This window comes from Bradyrhizobium sp. NBAIM01 (assembly GCF_020194115.1).
GTDB classification, from domain to species: Bacteria; Pseudomonadota; Alphaproteobacteria; order Rhizobiales; family Xanthobacteraceae; genus Bradyrhizobium; species Bradyrhizobium yuanmingense.
Map to the genome: position 1 here is coordinate 689,430 of NZ_JADYVU010000002.1, position 16,836 is coordinate 706,265.

At 65.1% G+C, this 16,836-nt stretch carries 19 protein-coding genes and 1 tRNA gene; 7 read left to right on the forward strand and 13 right to left on the reverse strand.

Translation table 11 applies throughout. The features are described 5' to 3' along the window. Window positions 1-5 precede the first annotated feature (5 nt). The 6 genes from I6F31_RS09590 to I6F31_RS09615 all read right to left on the reverse strand — a co-directional run bounded on the left by I6F31_RS09590 (window position 6) and on the right by I6F31_RS09615 (window position 7,303). Complete coding sequence (locus I6F31_RS09590; RefSeq protein WP_036020704.1) at window positions 6-974, reverse strand: dipeptide ABC transporter ATP-binding protein; 969 nt, start codon at window positions 972-974, stop codon at window positions 6-8. Further along, on the reverse strand, window positions 971-1,966 hold the full coding sequence (locus I6F31_RS09595) for an ABC transporter ATP-binding protein (RefSeq protein ID WP_035996773.1): 996 nt from the start codon (window positions 1,964-1,966) through the stop codon (window positions 971-973). The genes I6F31_RS09590 and I6F31_RS09595 overlap by 4 nt, the downstream gene beginning before the upstream one ends. Continuing rightward, window positions 1,966-2,883: an ABC transporter permease gene (locus I6F31_RS09600; RefSeq protein WP_035996800.1), complete on the reverse strand. Its 918-nt coding sequence runs from the start codon at window positions 2,881-2,883 to the stop codon at window positions 1,966-1,968. Before I6F31_RS09600 ends, I6F31_RS09595 begins: the two co-directional genes overlap by 1 nt. Continuing rightward, entirely contained in the window at window positions 2,849-3,808 is a 960-nt protein-coding gene (locus I6F31_RS09605) for an ABC transporter permease (protein ID WP_025033623.1), read from the reverse strand. Before I6F31_RS09605 ends, I6F31_RS09600 begins: the two co-directional genes overlap by 35 nt. A gap of 26 nt (window positions 3,809-3,834) precedes the next feature. Further along, window positions 3,835-5,625: a peptide ABC transporter substrate-binding protein gene (locus I6F31_RS09610; protein WP_225185312.1), complete on the reverse strand. Its 1,791-nt coding sequence runs from the start codon at window positions 5,623-5,625 to the stop codon at window positions 3,835-3,837. Window positions 5,626-5,884: 259 nt separating this feature from the next. After that, the gene (locus tag I6F31_RS09615) at window positions 5,885-7,303 is read right to left on the reverse strand and encodes a M20 family metallopeptidase (protein ID WP_225147407.1); all 1,419 of its coding nucleotides are present in this window, start codon (window positions 7,301-7,303) and stop codon (window positions 5,885-5,887) included. Between the two features lie 265 nt (window positions 7,304-7,568). Here I6F31_RS09615 and I6F31_RS09620 point away from each other — a divergent pair, with 265 nt between their 5' ends. From I6F31_RS09620 to I6F31_RS09630, 3 genes are all read left to right on the forward strand, one after another. Continuing rightward, window positions 7,569-8,540 carry a S1C family serine protease gene (locus tag I6F31_RS09620; RefSeq protein WP_225113025.1) on the forward strand — a complete coding sequence of 324 codons (972 nt, stop codon included), beginning with the start codon at window positions 7,569-7,571 and terminating at the stop codon, window positions 8,538-8,540. A 26-nt stretch (window positions 8,541-8,566) separates the two neighbouring features. Beyond that, the gene (locus I6F31_RS09625; protein ID WP_225147408.1) at window positions 8,567-9,637 is read left to right on the forward strand and encodes a phospholipase; all 1,071 of its coding nucleotides are present in this window, start codon (window positions 8,567-8,569) and stop codon (window positions 9,635-9,637) included. 80 nt (window positions 9,638-9,717) lie between these two features. After that, window positions 9,718-9,924 (forward strand): hypothetical protein, encoded by a 207-nt coding sequence (locus I6F31_RS09630; protein WP_035996755.1) that lies wholly within the window; start codon window positions 9,718-9,720, stop codon window positions 9,922-9,924. Between the two features lie 80 nt (window positions 9,925-10,004). Here the strand turns inward: I6F31_RS09630 and I6F31_RS09635 are convergent, their stop codons facing one another. The 3 genes from I6F31_RS09635 to I6F31_RS09645 all read right to left on the reverse strand — a co-directional run bounded on the left by I6F31_RS09635 (window position 10,005) and on the right by I6F31_RS09645 (window position 11,651). Beyond that, window positions 10,005-10,664: a DsbA family protein gene (locus I6F31_RS09635; protein ID WP_225185313.1), complete on the reverse strand. Its 660-nt coding sequence runs from the start codon at window positions 10,662-10,664 to the stop codon at window positions 10,005-10,007. A 111-nt stretch (window positions 10,665-10,775) separates the two neighbouring features. Then, complete coding sequence (locus tag I6F31_RS09640; protein WP_036020678.1) at window positions 10,776-11,219, reverse strand: PaaI family thioesterase; 444 nt, start codon at window positions 11,217-11,219, stop codon at window positions 10,776-10,778. A gap of 3 nt (window positions 11,220-11,222) precedes the next feature. Further along, window positions 11,223-11,651, reverse strand: coding sequence for an acyl-CoA thioesterase (locus tag I6F31_RS09645; RefSeq protein ID WP_225147410.1), 429 nt, complete (start codon window positions 11,649-11,651; stop codon window positions 11,223-11,225). Window positions 11,652-11,758: 107 nt separating this feature from the next. On the opposite strand from I6F31_RS09645, the gene I6F31_RS09650 reads away from it, so the two are divergent. After that, complete coding sequence (locus I6F31_RS09650; RefSeq protein ID WP_035996748.1) at window positions 11,759-12,307, forward strand: TetR/AcrR family transcriptional regulator; 549 nt, start codon at window positions 11,759-11,761, stop codon at window positions 12,305-12,307. 113 nt (window positions 12,308-12,420) lie between these two features. Here the strand turns inward: I6F31_RS09650 and I6F31_RS09655 are convergent, their stop codons facing one another. Continuing rightward, window positions 12,421-12,903 (reverse strand): hypothetical protein, encoded by a 483-nt coding sequence (locus I6F31_RS09655; protein ID WP_225147411.1) that lies wholly within the window; start codon window positions 12,901-12,903, stop codon window positions 12,421-12,423. Window positions 12,904-13,104: 201 nt separating this feature from the next. Between I6F31_RS09655 and I6F31_RS09660 the strand changes: the two genes are divergently transcribed. Continuing rightward, a complete protein-coding gene (locus I6F31_RS09660) occupies window positions 13,105-13,386 on the forward strand; it encodes a PsiF family protein (protein WP_035996742.1) in 282 nt (93 codons plus the stop codon). A 100-nt stretch (window positions 13,387-13,486) separates the two neighbouring features. Then, window positions 13,487-14,572, forward strand: a complete 1,086-nt coding sequence (locus tag I6F31_RS09665) for an AbrB family transcriptional regulator (RefSeq protein WP_225140759.1) — start codon at window positions 13,487-13,489, stop codon at window positions 14,570-14,572. A gap of 3 nt (window positions 14,573-14,575) precedes the next feature. Here I6F31_RS09665 and I6F31_RS09670 read toward each other — a convergent pair whose 3' ends face one another. Beyond that, window positions 14,576-15,115 carry a disulfide bond formation protein B gene (locus I6F31_RS09670; RefSeq protein ID WP_109142230.1) on the reverse strand — a complete coding sequence of 180 codons (540 nt, stop codon included), beginning with the start codon at window positions 15,113-15,115 and terminating at the stop codon, window positions 14,576-14,578. A gap of 157 nt (window positions 15,116-15,272) precedes the next feature. On the opposite strand from I6F31_RS09670, the gene I6F31_RS09675 reads away from it, so the two are divergent. Next, window positions 15,273-15,357 (forward strand) — tRNA-Leu (locus tag I6F31_RS09675). Window positions 15,358-15,453: 96 nt separating this feature from the next. On the opposite strand, the gene I6F31_RS09680 is transcribed toward I6F31_RS09675, so the two are convergent. Further along, window positions 15,454-16,338 carry an arginase family protein gene (locus I6F31_RS09680; protein ID WP_225185314.1) on the reverse strand — a complete coding sequence of 295 codons (885 nt, stop codon included), beginning with the start codon at window positions 16,336-16,338 and terminating at the stop codon, window positions 15,454-15,456. Between the two features lie 19 nt (window positions 16,339-16,357). Beyond that, on the reverse strand, window positions 16,358-16,735 hold the full coding sequence (locus I6F31_RS09685) for a VOC family protein (protein WP_035996730.1): 378 nt from the start codon (window positions 16,733-16,735) through the stop codon (window positions 16,358-16,360). Window positions 16,736-16,836: the final 101 nt, after the last annotated feature.

Here is a 16,836-nt window from a genome sequence, read left to right on the forward strand (position 1 = left end):
TAGCACTACGCCAGATGGCACGCCACGAAATGGCCGCCCGCGCCCTCCTTCAGCGGCGGCGCGCTTTCCGCGCAGCGTGGCTGGGCGATCGGGCAGCGGGTGTGGAAGTGACAGCCGGAGGGCGGCTTCATCGGGCTCGGCACGTCGCCCTTGAGGCGGATGCGCTCGCGCTTGAGTTTTGGATCTGGCACCGGCACCGCCGACAGTAGCGCCCTGGTGTAGGGATGCTGCGGGTTGCGGTAGAGGTCGCTGGCTTTCGCGAGCTCGACGATGCGGCCGAGATACATCACCGCGACGCGGTCGGAGATGTGCTCGACCACCGAGAGATCGTGCGCGACGAACAGATAGGTCAGGTTCAGCTCGGCCTGAAGGTCCTCCAGCAGGTTGATGACCTGGGCCTGGATCGACACGTCGAGCGCGGAGACCGGCTCGTCGCAGACGATCAGCTTCGGCTCGACCGCGAGCGCGCGCGCGATCACGATGCGCTGGCGCTGGCCGCCGGAGAATTCATGCGGATAGCGCCGCATGTGCTCGGCCTTGAGCCCGACCTTGACCAGAAGCCCCGCAACGCGCTCCTCGCGCTCTTTCGAGGAGGAGGCGAGATTGTGGATGGTAAAGGCCTCGCCGAGAATGGCCCCGACCGTCATGCGCGGATTGAGCGAGGCGAACGGATCCTGGAACACCAGCTGCATGTTCCGCCGCATCGCGCGCAGATCGTTGCCGCCGAGCTTGCGTACGTTCTGGCCGTCGAAGGTGACCTCGCCGTCGGTCGGCTCGATCAGGCGCAGCACGCAGCGCCCGGTCGTCGACTTGCCGCAACCGGATTCGCCGACGAGGCCGAGCGTCTCGCCGCGGTTGACCGAGAACGACACGCCGTCGACCGCATAGACGGTGCCGACCTGGCGCGACAAGAGGCCGCCGAGCACCGGGAAATGTTTCTTCAGGCCGCTAACGCGGAGCAAGGGCTCGCTCATGACGCGGCTCCCACGCTGGTATCTCCGAGATGACAGGCCATGCGGTGACCGGGCGCGATCTCGCGCAGCAGCGGCTCCTTCTCGGTGCAGACATTCATGGCGAACTTGCAGCGCGGCGCGAAGCGGCAGCCGGCCGGCGGGTTGATCAGGATCGGCACAGAGCCGCCGATCGCCTCGAGCCGCGTCTTGTGCTCGCTGTCGAGATCGATGCGCGGGATCGAGCGGATCAGGCCTTGCGTATAGGGGTGACGGGGATCGCCGAAGAGATCGTCGACGGGCGCCTCCTCCACCACCTTGCCGGCATACATCACGACGACGCGCTGCGCGGTCTCGGCGACGACGCCCATGGCATGGGTGATCAGCATCACCGCCATGCCGAAGCGGTCCTTCATGTCCTGCAAGAGGTCGAGGATCTGCGCCTGGATGGTGACGTCGAGCGCGGTGGTGGGTTCGTCGGCGATGATCAGCTTCGGCTTGCAGGCGAGCGCCATCGCGATCATCACGCGCTGGCGCATGCCGCCGGAAAACTGATGCGGATAATTGTGCACGCGGCCTTCGGCGTTCGGGATCTGCACCAGTTTCAGCATCTCGATGGTGCGCTCGAGCGCCTGTTTCCTGGTCACCGCTTCGTGCCGCCGCAGGCTCTCTGCGATCTGCTCGCCGATGGTGAGCACCGGATTGAGCGAGGTCATCGGCTCCTGGAAGATGAAGCCGATCTCCTTCGCCCTGATCTCGTCGAGTTGGTTGCTGGTCAGCGGCACCAGATCGCGCCCCTCGAAGATGATCTGGCCCGCCGCGATCCGGCCCGGCGGCATCGCGATCAGCTTCAGGATCGACATCGCGGTCACGGTCTTGCCGCAGCCGGATTCGCCGACGACGCAGAGCGTCTCGCCCTTGTTGATGGAGATGTCGACACCGTCGACGGCCTGGAGGATGCCGTCATCCGTGGAGAAGTGGGTTTTCAGGCCCTTGATCTCGAGCAGCGGCGCCATCAGATCACCCGTCGCGCATCGAGCGCGTCGCGCAGACCGTCGCCGATGAAGTTGATGGCCACCACCGCGACGAAGATCGCGCCGCCCGGAAACAGCGCCCAGTGCGGGCCGATGTCGAGAAAATCCTTGGCGTCAAACAGCAGCCGGCCCCAGGTCGGGGTATCCGGCGGGAAGCCGAGGCCGAGGAAGGACAGCGTCGATTCCGCGATGATCGCGGCGGCGACGTCGATGGTGCCGGCGATGATCACCGGGCCGACCGCATTGGGCAGGATGTGCCGTACCACCTGTCGCACCGGACTGGCACCGAGCGCACGGGCGGCTTCGACGAACTCCTTTTCGCGGAGCGACAAGAACTGGGCACGCACCAGCCGGGCCACCGGCATCCAGCGCAGACCTCCGATCACGAGCACGATCAAGATGAAGATGCCGCCTTCGGGCCCGAACACCTGCTTCAGCCCGTCGCGGAACAGATAGATCAGCAGCAGCAGCAGCGGCAGCTGCGGCAGCGACAGGAACAGGTCAGTGAGCCACATCAATCCGTGTCCGAGCGCGCCGCGCGACATACCGGCGAGCGCGCCGATCACTGTGCCGATGATGACAGCGACCAGCATCGCGGCGAGCCCGACCGCGAGCGAGATGCGGCCGCCATAGATCATGCGCGCCAGAATGTCCTGGCCGAGATCGTCGGTGCCGAAGGGATGGGCGAGCGACGGACCCTGCAGGCCCGCGACGATGTCGATCTCGTTGATCTTCACACGCCACACGAACGGCCCAAGCACGACGGCGAGCACCAGGATGAGGAGCAGGACAGCGCTGACCACCGCGAGCCGGTGGCGGCTGTAACGCCGCCATGCTTCGCGCCAGGGCGAATAGGCGCGCCGCTCAGCGGAGGGAGATGCGAGGGTCAAGCCAGCCATAAAGCACGTCCGCGATGAGATTGAACAGCACCACGAGGCACGCGAAGACGAAGGTGACGGCCATCACCACCGGCGTGTCGTTGGAAAGGATGGAGGAGATCAGCAGCGAGCCGATGCCGGGAATGCGGAAGATCTGCTCGGTGACGATGGCGCCGCCGAACACCGCGGGCATCTGCAACGCGATCAGCGTGACCACGGGAATCATGGCGTTGCGCATCACGTGCTTGATGATCACCGTGGTCTGGCCGAGGCCCTTGGCCCGCGCCGTGGTGACGTAGTCGAGCCGGATGACGTCGAGCATCGCCGAGCGCACGAAGCGCGTCATCGACGCCGCTTGGAACAGGCCGAGTACCGCCACCGGCATGATCGCCTGACGGATCATCTCCAGCACCCAGCGGATGCCGGTGGCCTTGATGTCGGTGGTGTAGACGAAAGGCAGCCAGTCCAGCGTGACCGAGAAGATCAGGATGAACAGGATGCCGGTGAAGAAGGTCGGCAGCGAGAAGCCGACGAAGGCGAGCGTATTCGCGATCTGGTCGAACAGCGAATACGGCCTGGTCGCGGCATAGACGCCGACCGGAATCGCGATCAGCAGCGCCAGGATCTGCGCCGAGCCGATCACGTAGAGCGTGGCGGGCAGGCGCTGGAGGATCAGCGTGTCGACGTTCATCCGGCTGACGAAGGAGAAGCCCCAGTCGCCGTGCAGCATGGCGTTGAGCCAGTGCAGGTAGCGGAGGTAGATCGGGTCGTCGAGACCGAACTTGGCCCGGAGTGCCGCCTGCACTTCGGGCGGCACGTTCGGATTGGTGGCCAGTTCGGAGAACGGATCGCCGGGCGCGAGCGCAAGCACGACGAACAGCACCAGCGAAATCGCCAGCAGGCTCGGAACGGCGATCAGGAGGCGACGCAGGACATACTGACTCATAGGGAAGAATCCCGTCTAGCCTGCGCTCATGCCTCCCGGTACCAGTCCTGAAGGTTATCGGTCCGATTGGCCCAGCCCGAGAGCGCCGGCCGCAACGTGTTGGAGCAGGCATCCACCAGCAGGCGATGCATCACCGGAATGAACACGGTGTCCTGCCACAACAGGTCGTTGCACTTGATGTAGAGCGCGGCGCGCTTGACTGGATCGGTCTCGGTCTCAGCCGCAGCAATGGCGTCATCATACTCCTTGTTGACGTAGCGCGGGAAGTTCTGCCCCTGCCATTTGTTCTCCTTGGTGGCCACATTGGCGGAGATGTAGCGCCGCATGTGCAGGGCCGGATCGGGCTGCGTCATCGGGATCTGGAACTCCTCGATGTCGGCATAGAACTTCGGATAGGTGTCCGGGTTGGCGACGTCAGACGAGAAGAAGACCGAGGCGACGACCGATTTCAGCTCCACGTCGATGCCGGCCTTCTGACAGGCCTGCTTGACGATGGCCTGGGTCTTCTGGCGCGGACCGTTGGTCGAGGTCTGGTACAGAAGCTTGAATTTCTTGCCGTCCTTCTCGCGGATGCCGTCGGCGCCGACCTTCCAGCCGGCGTCATCGAGCATCTTCGACGCCTTCTCGATGTTGAACTCCCACGAGGTGTTCTTGGAGACGAACTTCTCGGGGCCGTTGAGGTAGTTGGCCGTGGTGCGGCCGGCCCGACCATAGATCGCCTTCTTGACGGAGTCGCGGTCGACGAGCAGGGCGAGCGCCTTGCGCACGTTCGGATCGGAGAAGATCGGGTGCTTGGTCTTCATCGAGGACCGTTCGCCGTCGATCTCAGTGTTCGGATCGGTGAAGTTGATCGCGATGAACTCGATGTCGCCGCCGGTGGCATAGACGGTCTTGCCCTTCCCGCCCTTCTCCAGACGCAGCAGCACGTCGTCTTCGACCTGCATGTTCCAGGCGAAATCGAATTCGCCGGTCTGGATCACCGCGCGCGCCGCCGAGACGGCATCGCCGCCGCCCTTCATCTCGATCGTGTCGAAATGCGGACGGTTGGGCATGTGATAGTCGGGATTGAACTCGCCGCGGACCACATCGCCCGGCTTGAACTCGACGAACTTGTAGGGACCGGTGCCCACCGGGGCAAGATTGTTCGGCGCCTCGCGGGACTTCGAGCCTTTGTAGTCGGCAAACAGATGCTTGGGGAGAACGCATCCATAAGCGCCGACGAACGCGTTGGCCCAGAACGGCGTCGGGGTCTTGAACAGGATGCGAATCGAAAGATCGCTGACCTTCTCGACCGTGATGTCACCATAGGTGCTGATGCTGACGGCAGCCGTGGCGGGATCGCTGGCGTATTGCCAGGTGAACACGAAGTCGTCGGCAGTCAGCGGCTTGCCATCGTGCCATTTGACTCCCGGCTTGATTTTCCAGACCACCGATTTGGCATCGGCGGCGAGACCGCCGTTTGCAAGCGAGGGAATCTCTGCCGCGAGGATCGGGTTGAGATTGCCGTCGGCGTCCCAGCTGGCGAGCGGTTCGTAGAAAAGCCGCGATCCGTCCTGGTCCTTGGTGCCGGTGGCGAAATGAGGATTGAGCAGCGTCGGCCCCTGCCACCACAGCACCTTGAGAGGGCCGCCGCCCCCGCGCTTGGTCGGCTTGTAGACCGCGGGGCTCTGCGCCATGGCAACGCCGCCGAGCGCGAGGAGCTGGTTGGCGAGGGGAGCGGTGAGACCGACCGCGGCGAGGCGCTTGACGAAGGCGCGGCGGTCCATCCGCCCGTCCTTCACCTGACCGATCATCGAACGCAGCTCTTTGTCCAGCATGGTTGTCCCCCGTCTGGTTCCGACATGGATGCAGGCGGCCGCTCGCGACCGCCGGGTTTGGCTGGCGGTAGATGGCACACCGAATGGGGTGCACGTCAACTGGGACCGTGTGTATGCAAACGGTCTATTGGCTGTCCGTTGGGCAAAATTGCGCTCCGCAGCCCATCCGTTCGGCAATCCAGCATCAAAATCTGCTGGATAGCGCGCTGCACTGCGGAAAATTTGTTCGCTGGATCAGACGAAGTATCGAGGCGAATTCCTACGCCACGGACATGTCGAGCGGCGGCGCGACGTGATCCGGCAACGGACAGACGTAAGGAGTGCGGGCCGTCCGCTTCTGGAGATCCGCCTTGGCAACCTTGATCAGCTCCGGTTCCGTCAACGCCTTGATGCCGAGACCTGCCATCGCCTTGGCGGCCTGCACCATGGCCTTGTGCGCGTGCGGGCTCTTGCCCTGCGCCACCACCTGCCAGGTGTGGAAGGGCGTGCCGATTGCAACCGTCGGTGCGTGCACCTGCACGGTCGGCACCACCCAGCTCACGTCGCCCACATCGGTGGAGCCGACCAGCGGATTGCGCTTGGCATCGAGCGGCACCAGGAAGTCGGCCAGCGGCCGATCGGTCGGCTCCATGCCGATCGCGTAATAGACCGAGGCGATATCCTTGTCGCTCAAGGTCGCACGGATCTGGCCGGCAAAGCTCTTGTCCGCATCGTCGAAATGCGGCGGTCCGAGCTCTTCCATGACCTGATGCAGCGCCTGCTCCAGCGGCGTGTTGGGCAGGATGTTGGAGACCGCGGAGATGATCTTCATCTCGACCTTGGTCTCGGTCATCAACGCCGCGCCTTGCGCGATCTTGGACACACGCTCGACCAACTCGTCCATGCCGGGAAGATCGCGCGCGCGGATCGAATAGCGCACGCGGGCATGGGCCTGCACCACGTTCGGCGCGATGCCGCCGGTGTCGAGCAGGGCATAGTGCACGCGCGCGTCGCTCGGCATGTGCTCGCGCATGTAGTTCACGCCGACATTCATCAATTCCACCGCATCGAGCGCCGAACGGCCGAGATGCGGCGAGGCCGCCGCATGCGAAGTGCGGCCGGTGAAGATGAAATCCGCGCGCGTATTCGCAAGCGAGGGCGTTACCGCCACCTCCCAGAAGCTGTGCGGGTGCCAGGTGATGGCGATGTCGGCGTCCTCGAACGCGCCGGAGCGCACCATGAAGGCCTTGGCCGCGCCGCCTTCCTCCGCCGGACAGCCGTAATAGCGCACGCGGCCGGGCACCTTGTTCTCGGCCAGCCAGTCCTTCACCGCGGTCGCGGCGAGCAGCGCTGCGGAACCGAGCAGGTTGTGACCGCAGCCATGGCCATGGCCGCCGGTCTCGATCGGGCGATGCTCGGCGACACCCGCCTCCTGGCTGAGGCCCGGCAGCGCATCGTACTCGCCCATGAAGGCAATGACCGGACCGCCCTCGCCCCACTCGCCGATCAGCGCAGTCGGGATGTCGGCGACGTTCTCGGTGATGCGGAAGCCCTGATGACGGAGCTCGGCGAGATGCTCGGCGGCGGACCGCGCCTCGGTGTAGCAGACCTCAGGCATGCCCCAGACCCTGTCGCTGAGGTCGATGAAGCGTGCCTTGATCGTGTCGATGCCACGCCAGATGTCGCTGCGGTTGTCCATGCTTGTCGTCCGTGATCCCTTGGTCAAACGAGGCGGCAATGGTTAGCAGCTTCACTGCACGGCGCCTAGCACCGCGCCGGACAGCAGCCATGCTGCCGGATCAGATGACGATGTGTTTCCAGGCCTTTCCAAGATTTCACGCGGCGTTCTCCCGAATAGTTGGGAACGAGGCTTTCAAGACGGCCTGCTCCGGCCTAAATTAGGCGTGCTTCGCGCGTCGCTCCGCCAGCCTTGCCGGAGCGATGCTCTCAGCCAGGAGAACTCCATGAGCGCTCTGACCGAATGGAGAGTGCCGCCGGCTAACCAGCCGCGGGCGAGCGACTATGGTTTCGATCTCGACCGCGCACTCGGCTCCGTCGTCGGCCTGCACGCCATCATCCCTCCGGACGCCTTCAGTGCCGAGACGCTGGGCACCGAACGCGCCGGCAACGGCGTCGTGATCGATGACGGCCTGGTGCTCACGATAGGTTATCTCATCACTGAGGCAGAGTCGGTCTGGCTGCACCGCGCCGACGGACGAGTGGTGGAGGGCCATGCGCTCGGCTTCGATTCCGAGACCGGGTTCGGGCTGGTGCAGGCGCTCGGCCAGCTCGACATTGCGCCGCTGCCGCTCGGCTCGTCGGCGGCGACACGGATCGGCGACCGCGTCGTGGTCGGCGGCGCCGGCGGACGCACGCGCTCGGTCGCGAGCCAGGTCGTGGCCAAGCAGGAATTCGCCGGTTACTGGGAATATCTGCTGGACGAGGCCATCTTCACCGCTCCCGCACATCCGAACTGGGGCGGTACGGCGCTGCTCAACGAACGCGGCGAGCTGATCGGCATCGGCTCGCTCCAGCTCGATCGCGAACGTGACGGCGAGGCCGAGCACGTCAACATGATCGTGCCGATCGACCTCCTGAAGCCGGTCCTGGAGGACTTGCGCAAGTTCGGCCGTGTCAACAAGCCGGCACGACCCTGGCTCGGACTCTATTCGACCGAGATCGACAACCGCGTGGTGGTGATCGGGATCTCCGCCAATGGCCCGGCCGCCCGCGCCGAGCTCAAGACCGGCGACGTCATTCTCGCCGTGAACGGTGACAGGGTGACGAGCCAGACCGCCTTCTACAAGAAGATGTGGGCGCTCGGCGCCGCCGGCGTCGACGTGCCGCTCACCGTTCATCACGAAGGCGTCACCTTCGACGTCACCGTGACGTCGACCGATCGCTTCAAGCTCCTGAAGGCGCCGAAGCTGCACTGATCCAAAAGGCTTTGAGGAAGCGGGCGATGACCGAGGCCGTGGTGGACGACATCGTGGCCGTGCTGCCGCCGCTGCTCAATGCGCTGGAAGCGCTCGGTTTCTTCCAGCGGCATCTGCATCCACCGGCCTTCGCCTCGGTGATGGATGCGATCGGCACGCCGGACGAGGCGCTGCAGACGGCGCACGACGCAATCGGGGAATGGCCGGAGCAGTTCGGAGGCTTGCGCGACCGGCTCGATCGCGCCTGCGGCGAGACGCTCGCTGCCTTTGCCGGCATTCGTGAGGTCGAGCGTGGCCATGGCGATCTCGTCGCGGTGTTCCGCGCGCTGCGCCATGTCCCGCGCGCGCAGGAGGCGCTTTATCCGCTGGCGGCGCAGTTTCCGCCGGTGAGCAGCTTCTTCCTCAACGCTGCCAATCGCGACAATGCGGATTTGTTGCTGCGGCTCCAAGCCAGCGCGAGCCAAGATACCGGCATCTTCCACGACCGCAACGAGCCTGGCAGCCGCGGCGGCTTCTCGGTCTATGTCCCCGAATATTATGCGCCCGAGCGTGCCATGCCGCTGGTGATGGCGCTGCATGGCGGCAGCGGCAACGGACGCGGCTTTCTGTGGAGCTGGCTCCGCGACGCCCGCACTCTCGGGTCGATCCTGGTGGCGCCGACCGCGACCGGCCCGACCTGGGCGCTGATGGGCGACGACACCGACACACCGAACCTCATGCGCATCATCGATACTGTACGCGGCCGCTGGCGCATCGACCCCTCGCGCATGCTGCTGACCGGCATGAGCGACGGCGGCACCTTCTGCTACGTCACCGGCCTCGACGGCGCCTCGCCCCTCACGCATCTCGCCCCGGTTGCGGCGACCTTCCATCCGCTGATGGCGGAGATGGCCGACGCAACGCGCCTGCAAGGCTTGCCGGTCTTCATCACTCACGGCAAGCTCGACTGGATGTTTCCGGTGCAGACCGCACGGCAGACGCAGGCGGCGCTGTCCGCCGCCGGTGCCCAAGTCACCTATCGAGAGATCGACGACCTCAGCCACACCTATCCGCGCGAGATCAATGCGGAGCTGATGGAGTGGCTGAATGGAGAATGAACAACCTCACTTGGATGCGCCGCATAGTCGCGGAACCATCACTCCGGGCCGACGTTATCGCCCGTCACCGGAGGTTCGCCATGCAGACTTTTTTCGGAATGATCCTGGGCGCGTTGCTGCTTGCGGGCGGCGTCTACGTCTATGATTCCATGCAGACGTCGTCAGTCGCCAAAGGCGACATCGCGACCACCAACCGAACGATCGTGAACTGGGACGTCGCCAAGGCCGATTGGGATGCGCTGCGCGATCGCGCGCACAAGGACTGGGTCCGGATCTCGTCGAAGTAATTTCGTCCGATCGACATGAACGAGGCGCCGTCGCAGACCCGCGACGGCGCCTTTGTATTGCGTCCTGAAATATCGCCGGCTCAGTTCATCTTGGCCTTGCGGGCGTCGGCGATGACCTGCTCGAACTCGGTCATGCTGAGCACGCCGGGCACGCGATACTTGCCGACGATGAAGGACGGGGTGCCCTGGAAGCCGAAAGCTTCAGCCTGCTCGTTGTTGCGCTTGAGGATGGCGTCGATGTCCTTGGCGTGGCCGATGAGATCGCGCTTCAAGCGGTCCATGTCGACCCCGGCAGCCGCGAGCAGCTCGTTGATGCGCGGCTCGGTCAGGCGCGAGCTGACGCCGATCAGGGCGTCATGGGCCTGGTGATACTTGCCCTGGAACTTGGCCGCCAGCGCGCTCCGCGCCGCGGTGACCGAAACCGGCCCGAGGATCGGCCAGTCCTTCATGACCAGCCGCGCCTTGCCGTCGTCCTGGACCACCTGGCGCAGCTCGGGCTCGAGCTTGCGGCAATAGGGACAATTGTAGTCGGACCATTCGACGATGGTGATGTTGCCGTCGGGATTGCCTGCGACCGGCGTGTCGGGATCGCGCAGCACCTTGGCTTCGGTCAGCACCTCGTCATCGCCGGTGGCGGCGCGCGCCGAAACGATCCCACCCACGGCGAGAGCGCCCGCTCCGATCAGCGTCAAGGCTGCGCGCCGGCTCGGCCCAAGGCCATTATTCCCAAATCCAGTCATATCGTCCCGTTCCGGTCCCGTCTTGCGGATATACGGCCGCGCACCGGTCATTGTTACGGGTCATATAGAATGCCGCGGGCGCGATTGCCACGCGAATCGCGTCCGGCTCGACTAAGCCGCCGGCAGCATCGCCATCAAGGTCCCGCTCATCATGGCGATCAGCGTGGTCTTGCCGTCATGCTCGGCGTAGGCCTTTGCCTCGCAGAAGGTCAGCGTGCGGCCGGGCTTGACCACTTCGGCCTTGAAGACGAAACGCTCGCCGCGGGCAGGCGCGAGCAGCGTGGTCTTGAATTCGACGGTGAGGATACCGGCCTCCGCCGGCATCAAGCTGAAGGCCGCAACGCCGCAGGCGTTGTCGAGCCCGGCCGTGATGATGCCGGCATGGATGAAACCGTTCTGCTGTGTGAGAGCCGGCGCATGCAGCATCGCCAGCTCGACCTCGCCCGGCGCGAGACGGACGATCACGATGCCGAGCGTGCGCATGGCCGGTTGGGCATCGAACATGGCGATGGCCGCCGCGCGATAGCCCGGGTTTTTCGGCTCGAAGGCAGTCATGGCTCACACCTCGGCTGGTTCGGCAAGTTGCTTCAAGGCCGCTTCGCGAATGCAATCGGCGAACGGGGCGGACTTGCGGAGCTGGCGGTCCATGTGCACGCCGGTGACCTCGCACGTCGCCGCGAGCTCGCCGGTCTCCGCATTCGTCATGTCGTGCCGGAAGCGGATCGACTTGTCCCTGATCTCGAGCAGATGGCTGCGGATCTCGACGATGTCGCCGGCGAGCAGCTCGCGCTTGTAGGCGATGTTCTGCTGCACCGCGGCCATGCCGCGGCCGGAGATGCGCAAATAGCTCGGCGTCAGGCCGAGACGAGCAAACAGATTCCAATTGGCCTCGTCGAACTTGCCGACATACCACATGATGTTCATGTGCCCGACATGGTCGCATTGCCACGGATAGACCGTGCCGCGATAGGTCGCCTCCTGCTCCATCGCATTTCCTCCCGCAATTTCGTCATTGCTCGTTGATACGGTAGCGTATCAAACCCGTGTCACGTTAGCAATACGGCACCGTATCAAGACCGGGTGAGGCTTTCTCCATGAGCGACGGCAAGGGCGACGTCTGGGTCGAGGCTGGGTTTGCCGAGCTCGCCCGCGCGGGGGTGGAGGGCGTGCGGGTCGAGGTGCTCGCCAAGAATCTCGGCGTCACCAAGGGCGGCTTCTACCGGCGCTTCGCCGACCGCGCCGCACTGCTCGAGGCCATGCTCGAAGCCTGGCGCAAGGGCCGCATCGCCGCGATCGCGCAGCAGACGAGCCTCGACGGACAAGCGCCCCGCGAGCGGCTGAAGGCGGTGATCCAGCTTTATTCCGAGCGGCTCAATCCAGAAGGGATGGCGATCGAGCTCGCGATCCGGCAATGGGCCCGATCGGAGGACAACGCCGCGGCGGCGGTGGCGAGCGTCGACGCGGCGCGGCTCAGGCACGTCGGCGACCTCTATCGCGCAACCGGTCTTGCGGCCGAGGAGGCCGACGCGCAGGCCTTTCTGTTCTACTGCTTCATCTTCGGCCAGAGCCTGTTGTTCGTCGAGAGCGGTCCGCGCAAGCGGTCGCAGCTCGTGGCGAAATCTGCCGAGAAGCTGCTCGACTGAGCATGATCCGGACCGCAAGGGCCGGGTGAGCGCAGGTGTTCTGACAAGATCATGCGCGACACTTCAGGCGAATCGGCCGGAGCGTCGCTCCGGCCTTCGCAGCAATGCGAAGCTCAGGCGGCGCCCTTCAGCTTCTTGGTGCATTCGCTGTAATAGCCGCCGCCTTTTTGAATCCATTTCAAGCCGCCGTTGCCGTTGGTGGTCTTGTTGGCATTGTACTGGTCGACGCAGGTGTGCAGGCGCGCCTTGCCGGGCGTCTCCTTGGCATATTTCGGATCGACCGCGTTTGGGTAGACCGCAGGACCGGCCGGCAGGGCCGGCGCGGCGGCGGGTGCCTCTTCCTTCTTGGCCTGCTTCGGCTCCGCGGGAGCTGTGGGCGCAGCCCCTGTCGGCGCAGCGGCGGGCGTCGCATCGGCACCGCATTGGGCCTTGCGGAAGTCATTCCACTTCATGGTGCCGAGCGAGCCGTCCTTCTTGGCGGCCTGGTACTTCGCGCTGCACTCCTGCGCTGTCAGTGCCTGTGCCGGCGCGCTCGTCAGCAATGCCGCGACACCGGACGCTGCGATCGCATACAACAATTTCGTCTGAATGGTCATCCCTGGGTCTCCTGCTTGATCTTCCCCGACGGAAGTGAATTGCGGATTGCTATCCTAGCGTGTTAGCCGCTTGCGACAAGGATGCGATGAGTTGCGCCGGCAAAATATAGTGATCCTGCCGCTCGACTTCATTCATGTCGCGTTCAGCAACGCGAGCCAACGTTTCAGCCCTTCGCAATTCTCGCAAGCAGAGTGCACCACATGACCTTCACGTCCCGCCTCGCCGCCGTTGCTCTCGCCTCCCTGCTCGTCACCGGCACCGCTTTCGCGCAGACCGCCGCGCCGGCCGCCAAGACCGACACTGCCGCCACCGTCGACGACAAGAGGGCAACGAAGGAGCGATCGGCGGAATCGCTGGAATGCTCCAGGCAGGCAGACGCCAAGGGATTGAAGGGGAAGGAGCGCAAGAAATTCCGTCGCGAATGCAAAAAGGAGGCGAAGGCCGGCAGCGCAGCCGCCGCTCCCGCAGCCGACAAGAAATAACCCCGTCACGATTCCTTCCGAGCCTCCGCGGAAGGCCTCGCGCATTGCGGCATGATGAGCCTGCAATTGTGCGCCTCGCGCTGATTTGCGATAAGGTGGCGTGAAGCACATCACCGCCTCCCTGTCGTTCGAATGGCCGAGCCGTGCCACGATCCTGAGCACGGTGGAGACGCTCGTCATCGGCACCGCCGGCGGCCTTGTGTTTCTGCTCGCCGGCCTTCCCGGCGGGCTGATCTCCGGCTCGATGATCGCGGTCGGGATCGCCGCGATCGCCGGCCGCCAGCTGACCTTGCCGCCGATTTTGACCCAGACCGTGCTGGTGCTGCTCGGCATCTCGCTGGGCTCGGTCGTCTCGCGCCATTTGCTTCAGCAGGTCAGCGCCTACCCCGTCACCATCGGCCTGCTTGCGCTCGCCACGTTCTGCTCCACGTTCGGGTCGAGCTATTACCTCCAGCGCATGCATGGCTGGGACCGCACCTCCGCTTTCCTGGCCGGCAGTCCCGGCGCGCTGTCGCAGATCACGATCCTGGCGGTCGAGCGCGGCGCCGACCTGCCGGGCATTGCGGTGGTGCAGACCATGCGCGTCATGATCCTGACCGCCGCGCTGCCGATGGTGCTGGCGATTGCAGGCGTCACGCCCTCGGCTGCACAGTCGCTGACAACGACCATCGCCTCGCCGCTCGACCTGCTCGAGCTAGCCGCCGCGTCGCTGGCCGCAGCGCTCGTGTTGCGGCTGATCAGGTTTCCCGCGAGCTGGATGTTCGGCGCGATGATCGCCTCCAGCGTGCTGCATGGTGCCGGATGGGTCGAGGGCGGCCTGCCGGACTGGGTGCGTGGCGTTGCGCTGATCGGGATCGGCGCACTGATCGGCAGCCGTTTCGCGCGGATGCGGATCAAGACGCTCGCCGGCCACCTCCGCGCTGCGCTGGGCTCGTTTGCCGTGGCCATCGCCGTCTCCGCCATCTTCGTTGGCATCGTGGCGCTGACCACCCCGGTGAAATTCTCCGACGTCGTCGTCGCCTTCGCGCCGGGCGCGATGGACGCTATGCTGGCGCTGGCCTTGACGCTGCACATCGACCCGATCTTCGTCGGCGCCCACCACCTGTCGCGTTTCGTCTTCGTGACGATCGCAACGCCGGGCATCGTGCACCTGTTCGGGCGCACGCAGGACGACGTGGATGATTGAGCTTTAGCGCTTCGCCGTCCGTACGAATCCCCACGCGGCGATGGCGGCCATCACGAGCGAGATCAGCACGTTGTAGCCGGCGAGCGAGAGGCCGAGGAAGCGCCATTGCACCTCGTCGCAGCGCACCACCTTCACAGTGTCGAGCTTCGACAAGAGATCGGCGGCGCTGCCGAGGTTGACGACCGGACCGGAGCAATCAGTCGGCCCCTTCCAGAACCCCCATTCGACCCCGGAATGGTAGGCGCCGAGGCCGGCATTGGCGAGCGTGGCCAGGGTGAGGATCGCCAGCCCCGCCAGCAGCAGCGGCCGCGGCGCGCCGCTTCGCGCCGCCAGCGCCGTCAACACACCGAGCGGTATCGCAAGGTAATAGGCGTAGCGCTGCTCCAGGCACAACGGGCAGGGCAGTATCTCCAGGACGAGCTGGAAGAACCAGGCGCCCGCAATCGTGGCTGCGCCGATCAGCGTGACCAAGGCCGCGGCGGTCAGCGCGGGGCTCGTGGCGCCCGGCTTGAACGCAGGTATGGCGGCACTCTGGGTGGTCACGGCAGCCTCTTTCGTATCTCTCGCGCGCCCTAAGCCTCTAGCCCCGGCCCATGCGGCTGTCGAGAACGGCCGGGATCACTTTGGCGCGGGTTGACCCCGTCCCGTCCATGGCTATAGTCCGCCGGCTTCGCGACGCCGCCTATGGGGCCGACCGAGGGCCCCTGTGGCGGAACTGGTAGACGCGCTCGACTCAAAATCGAGTTCCGCAAGGAGTGCTGGTTCGATTCCGGCCAGGGGCACCACGCTTCGCCCTTCGGGCTTCGCGTGGCGGGGCTCGAAGGGCGAAGCGTGTCCGGCGAAGCCTCTTGGCGAAGTCGAACTGGTTCAGCAAACTCGAGCTACGACCCGAGCGTTGCTGCGAGCACATCGGCCAGGCCACGCCCGGCGCTGCCGTCTTCATCCAGGCCCGGATTGTAAATGGTGATCTCCAGGCCGACCGCCTTGCCACTCGCCAAGCCAACCCGGAGCACGGTCGATAGCTCGTCCCACGACAACCCACCCGGCACGCGAAAATCGACAGCCGGCATGATGGCATCGTCGAGACAATCGGCGTCGAGATGGATGAAGAAGCCGTCCAGCTCGGCTCGCGTGAGGTAATCGACGGCTTCGCGTGCAGCGGCCTCGATGCCCCGCGCCCGCACAGCAGGAAGATCAAGCACCTTGAGCTCTTCGGGAAGCGGCTGGCTTCCATATTCCGCCTGATCCTGGTGATCGCGATATCCAAACGCCACAATGTCCTCAGGGCGGACCAAAGGACCGCGACCTTCGATGTCGGCCAGGAGGGACGGGCCGTAGCCGGAAACGAGGGCAAGGTCCATCGAGGCGCCCTCACCATTGGGCTCCGCCTCGGGCTGGAAGAAATCGGCGTGGCCGTCGATGAACAACAGGCCGTAGCGGCCGCGCCGTCGAAGCGCGAGCATCGAGCCCAGCAAGATCGTGCAATCGCCGCCCAGCACAAGCGGAAACTTGCCCTCGACAAGCACCGCTTCCACCGCGTCGGCGAGCTGGGGCGACCACGCCGCTATTGCGCCGGCGTTCAAGATGCCGGTCTCGGGATCCGGCACCGGATCTTTCGAAGGCACCACCAGCCGCCCGGCGCGGCGTGCGCCGATGCGCTCCGCAAGTCCAAGCTTCAGCAGCTGTTCGGGCAAGCGCTCCACGCCGTCGGTCGCAAGGCCGAGCGTCGAAGGAGCTTCGATAATTGCATAGGGCATGGTCGGCATGGCGCCTTCCCGCTCGCGACTATTGTGCCGAGTAGGTCACGGCCTCGATCTTGTGACCGTCTGGATCGCGGACAAACGCCCCATAATAGTTGAGGTCGTAACTCGGCCGCAGCCCGGGAGCGCCAGCGTCGCTGCCACCATGCTCTAATGCTGCTGCGTAGAAGCGATCGACCATCGCGCGGTTCTCGACGGCAAAGGCGATATGACTGCCGTTACCCACGGTCGCGGGTTTTCCATCGATCGGAACTTGAACGCTGAAGTGAAACGTCCCGCTTCCGTAGCCCAGTCCACCCTCGTCCTCGGCCATCGGCGTGATCCCGACGACCGGCAAGACCGCATCGTAGAAGCGCTTCGCACGCTGAACATCATTCGTACCGACGGAGACATGATGGATCACAACGACCTCCCGTTCCGGTGTTGCTTCGTAACGGTGAGCTTCCGGTCGTTGTTCCGCAGAGCCGCCTGCGGTTCTACCCACCACGAAGCAGATGCCGGGAA

Excerpts from the sequence above, each read along its gene's own strand:
- I6F31_RS09605 (WP_025033623.1), bottom strand. The coding sequence starts at position 3,808 with ATGAGTCAGTATGTCCTGCGTCGCCTCCTGATCGCCGTTCCGAGCCTG.
- I6F31_RS09630 (WP_035996755.1), top strand. The coding sequence starts at position 9,718 with ATGCAGACTTTTTTCGGAATGATCCTGGGCGCGTTGCTGCTTGCGGGC.
- I6F31_RS09645 (WP_225147410.1), bottom strand. The coding sequence starts at position 11,651 with ATGGAGCAGGAGGCGACCTATCGCGGCACGGTCTATCCGTGGCAATGC.
- I6F31_RS09620 (WP_225113025.1), top strand. The coding sequence starts at position 7,569 with ATGAGCGCTCTGACCGAATGGAGAGTGCCGCCGGCTAACCAGCCGCGG.
- I6F31_RS09600 (WP_035996800.1), bottom strand. The coding sequence starts at position 2,883 with ATGGCTGGCTTGACCCTCGCATCTCCCTCCGCTGAGCGGCGCGCCTAT.
- I6F31_RS09610 (WP_225185312.1), bottom strand. The coding sequence starts at position 5,625 with ATGCTGGACAAAGAGCTGCGTTCGATGATCGGTCAGGTGAAGGACGGG.
- I6F31_RS09650 (WP_035996748.1), top strand. The coding sequence starts at position 11,759 with ATGAGCGACGGCAAGGGCGACGTCTGGGTCGAGGCTGGGTTTGCCGAG.
- I6F31_RS09590 (WP_036020704.1), bottom strand. The coding sequence starts at position 974 with ATGAGCGAGCCCTTGCTCCGCGTTAGCGGCCTGAAGAAACATTTCCCG.
- I6F31_RS09615 (WP_225147407.1), bottom strand. The coding sequence starts at position 7,303 with ATGGACAACCGCAGCGACATCTGGCGTGGCATCGACACGATCAAGGCA.
- I6F31_RS09680 (WP_225185314.1), bottom strand. The coding sequence starts at position 16,338 with ATGCCGACCATGCCCTATGCAATTATCGAAGCTCCTTCGACGCTCGGC.
- I6F31_RS09635 (WP_225185313.1), bottom strand. The coding sequence starts at position 10,664 with ATGACTGGATTTGGGAATAATGGCCTTGGGCCGAGCCGGCGCGCAGCC.
- I6F31_RS09660 (WP_035996742.1), top strand. The coding sequence starts at position 13,105 with ATGACCTTCACGTCCCGCCTCGCCGCCGTTGCTCTCGCCTCCCTGCTC.
- I6F31_RS09640 (WP_036020678.1), bottom strand. The coding sequence starts at position 11,219 with ATGACTGCCTTCGAGCCGAAAAACCCGGGCTATCGCGCGGCGGCCATC.
- I6F31_RS09595 (WP_035996773.1), bottom strand. The coding sequence starts at position 1,966 with ATGGCGCCGCTGCTCGAGATCAAGGGCCTGAAAACCCACTTCTCCACG.
- I6F31_RS09625 (WP_225147408.1), top strand. The coding sequence starts at position 8,567 with ATGACCGAGGCCGTGGTGGACGACATCGTGGCCGTGCTGCCGCCGCTG.
- I6F31_RS09655 (WP_225147411.1), bottom strand. The coding sequence starts at position 12,903 with ATGACCATTCAGACGAAATTGTTGTATGCGATCGCAGCGTCCGGTGTC.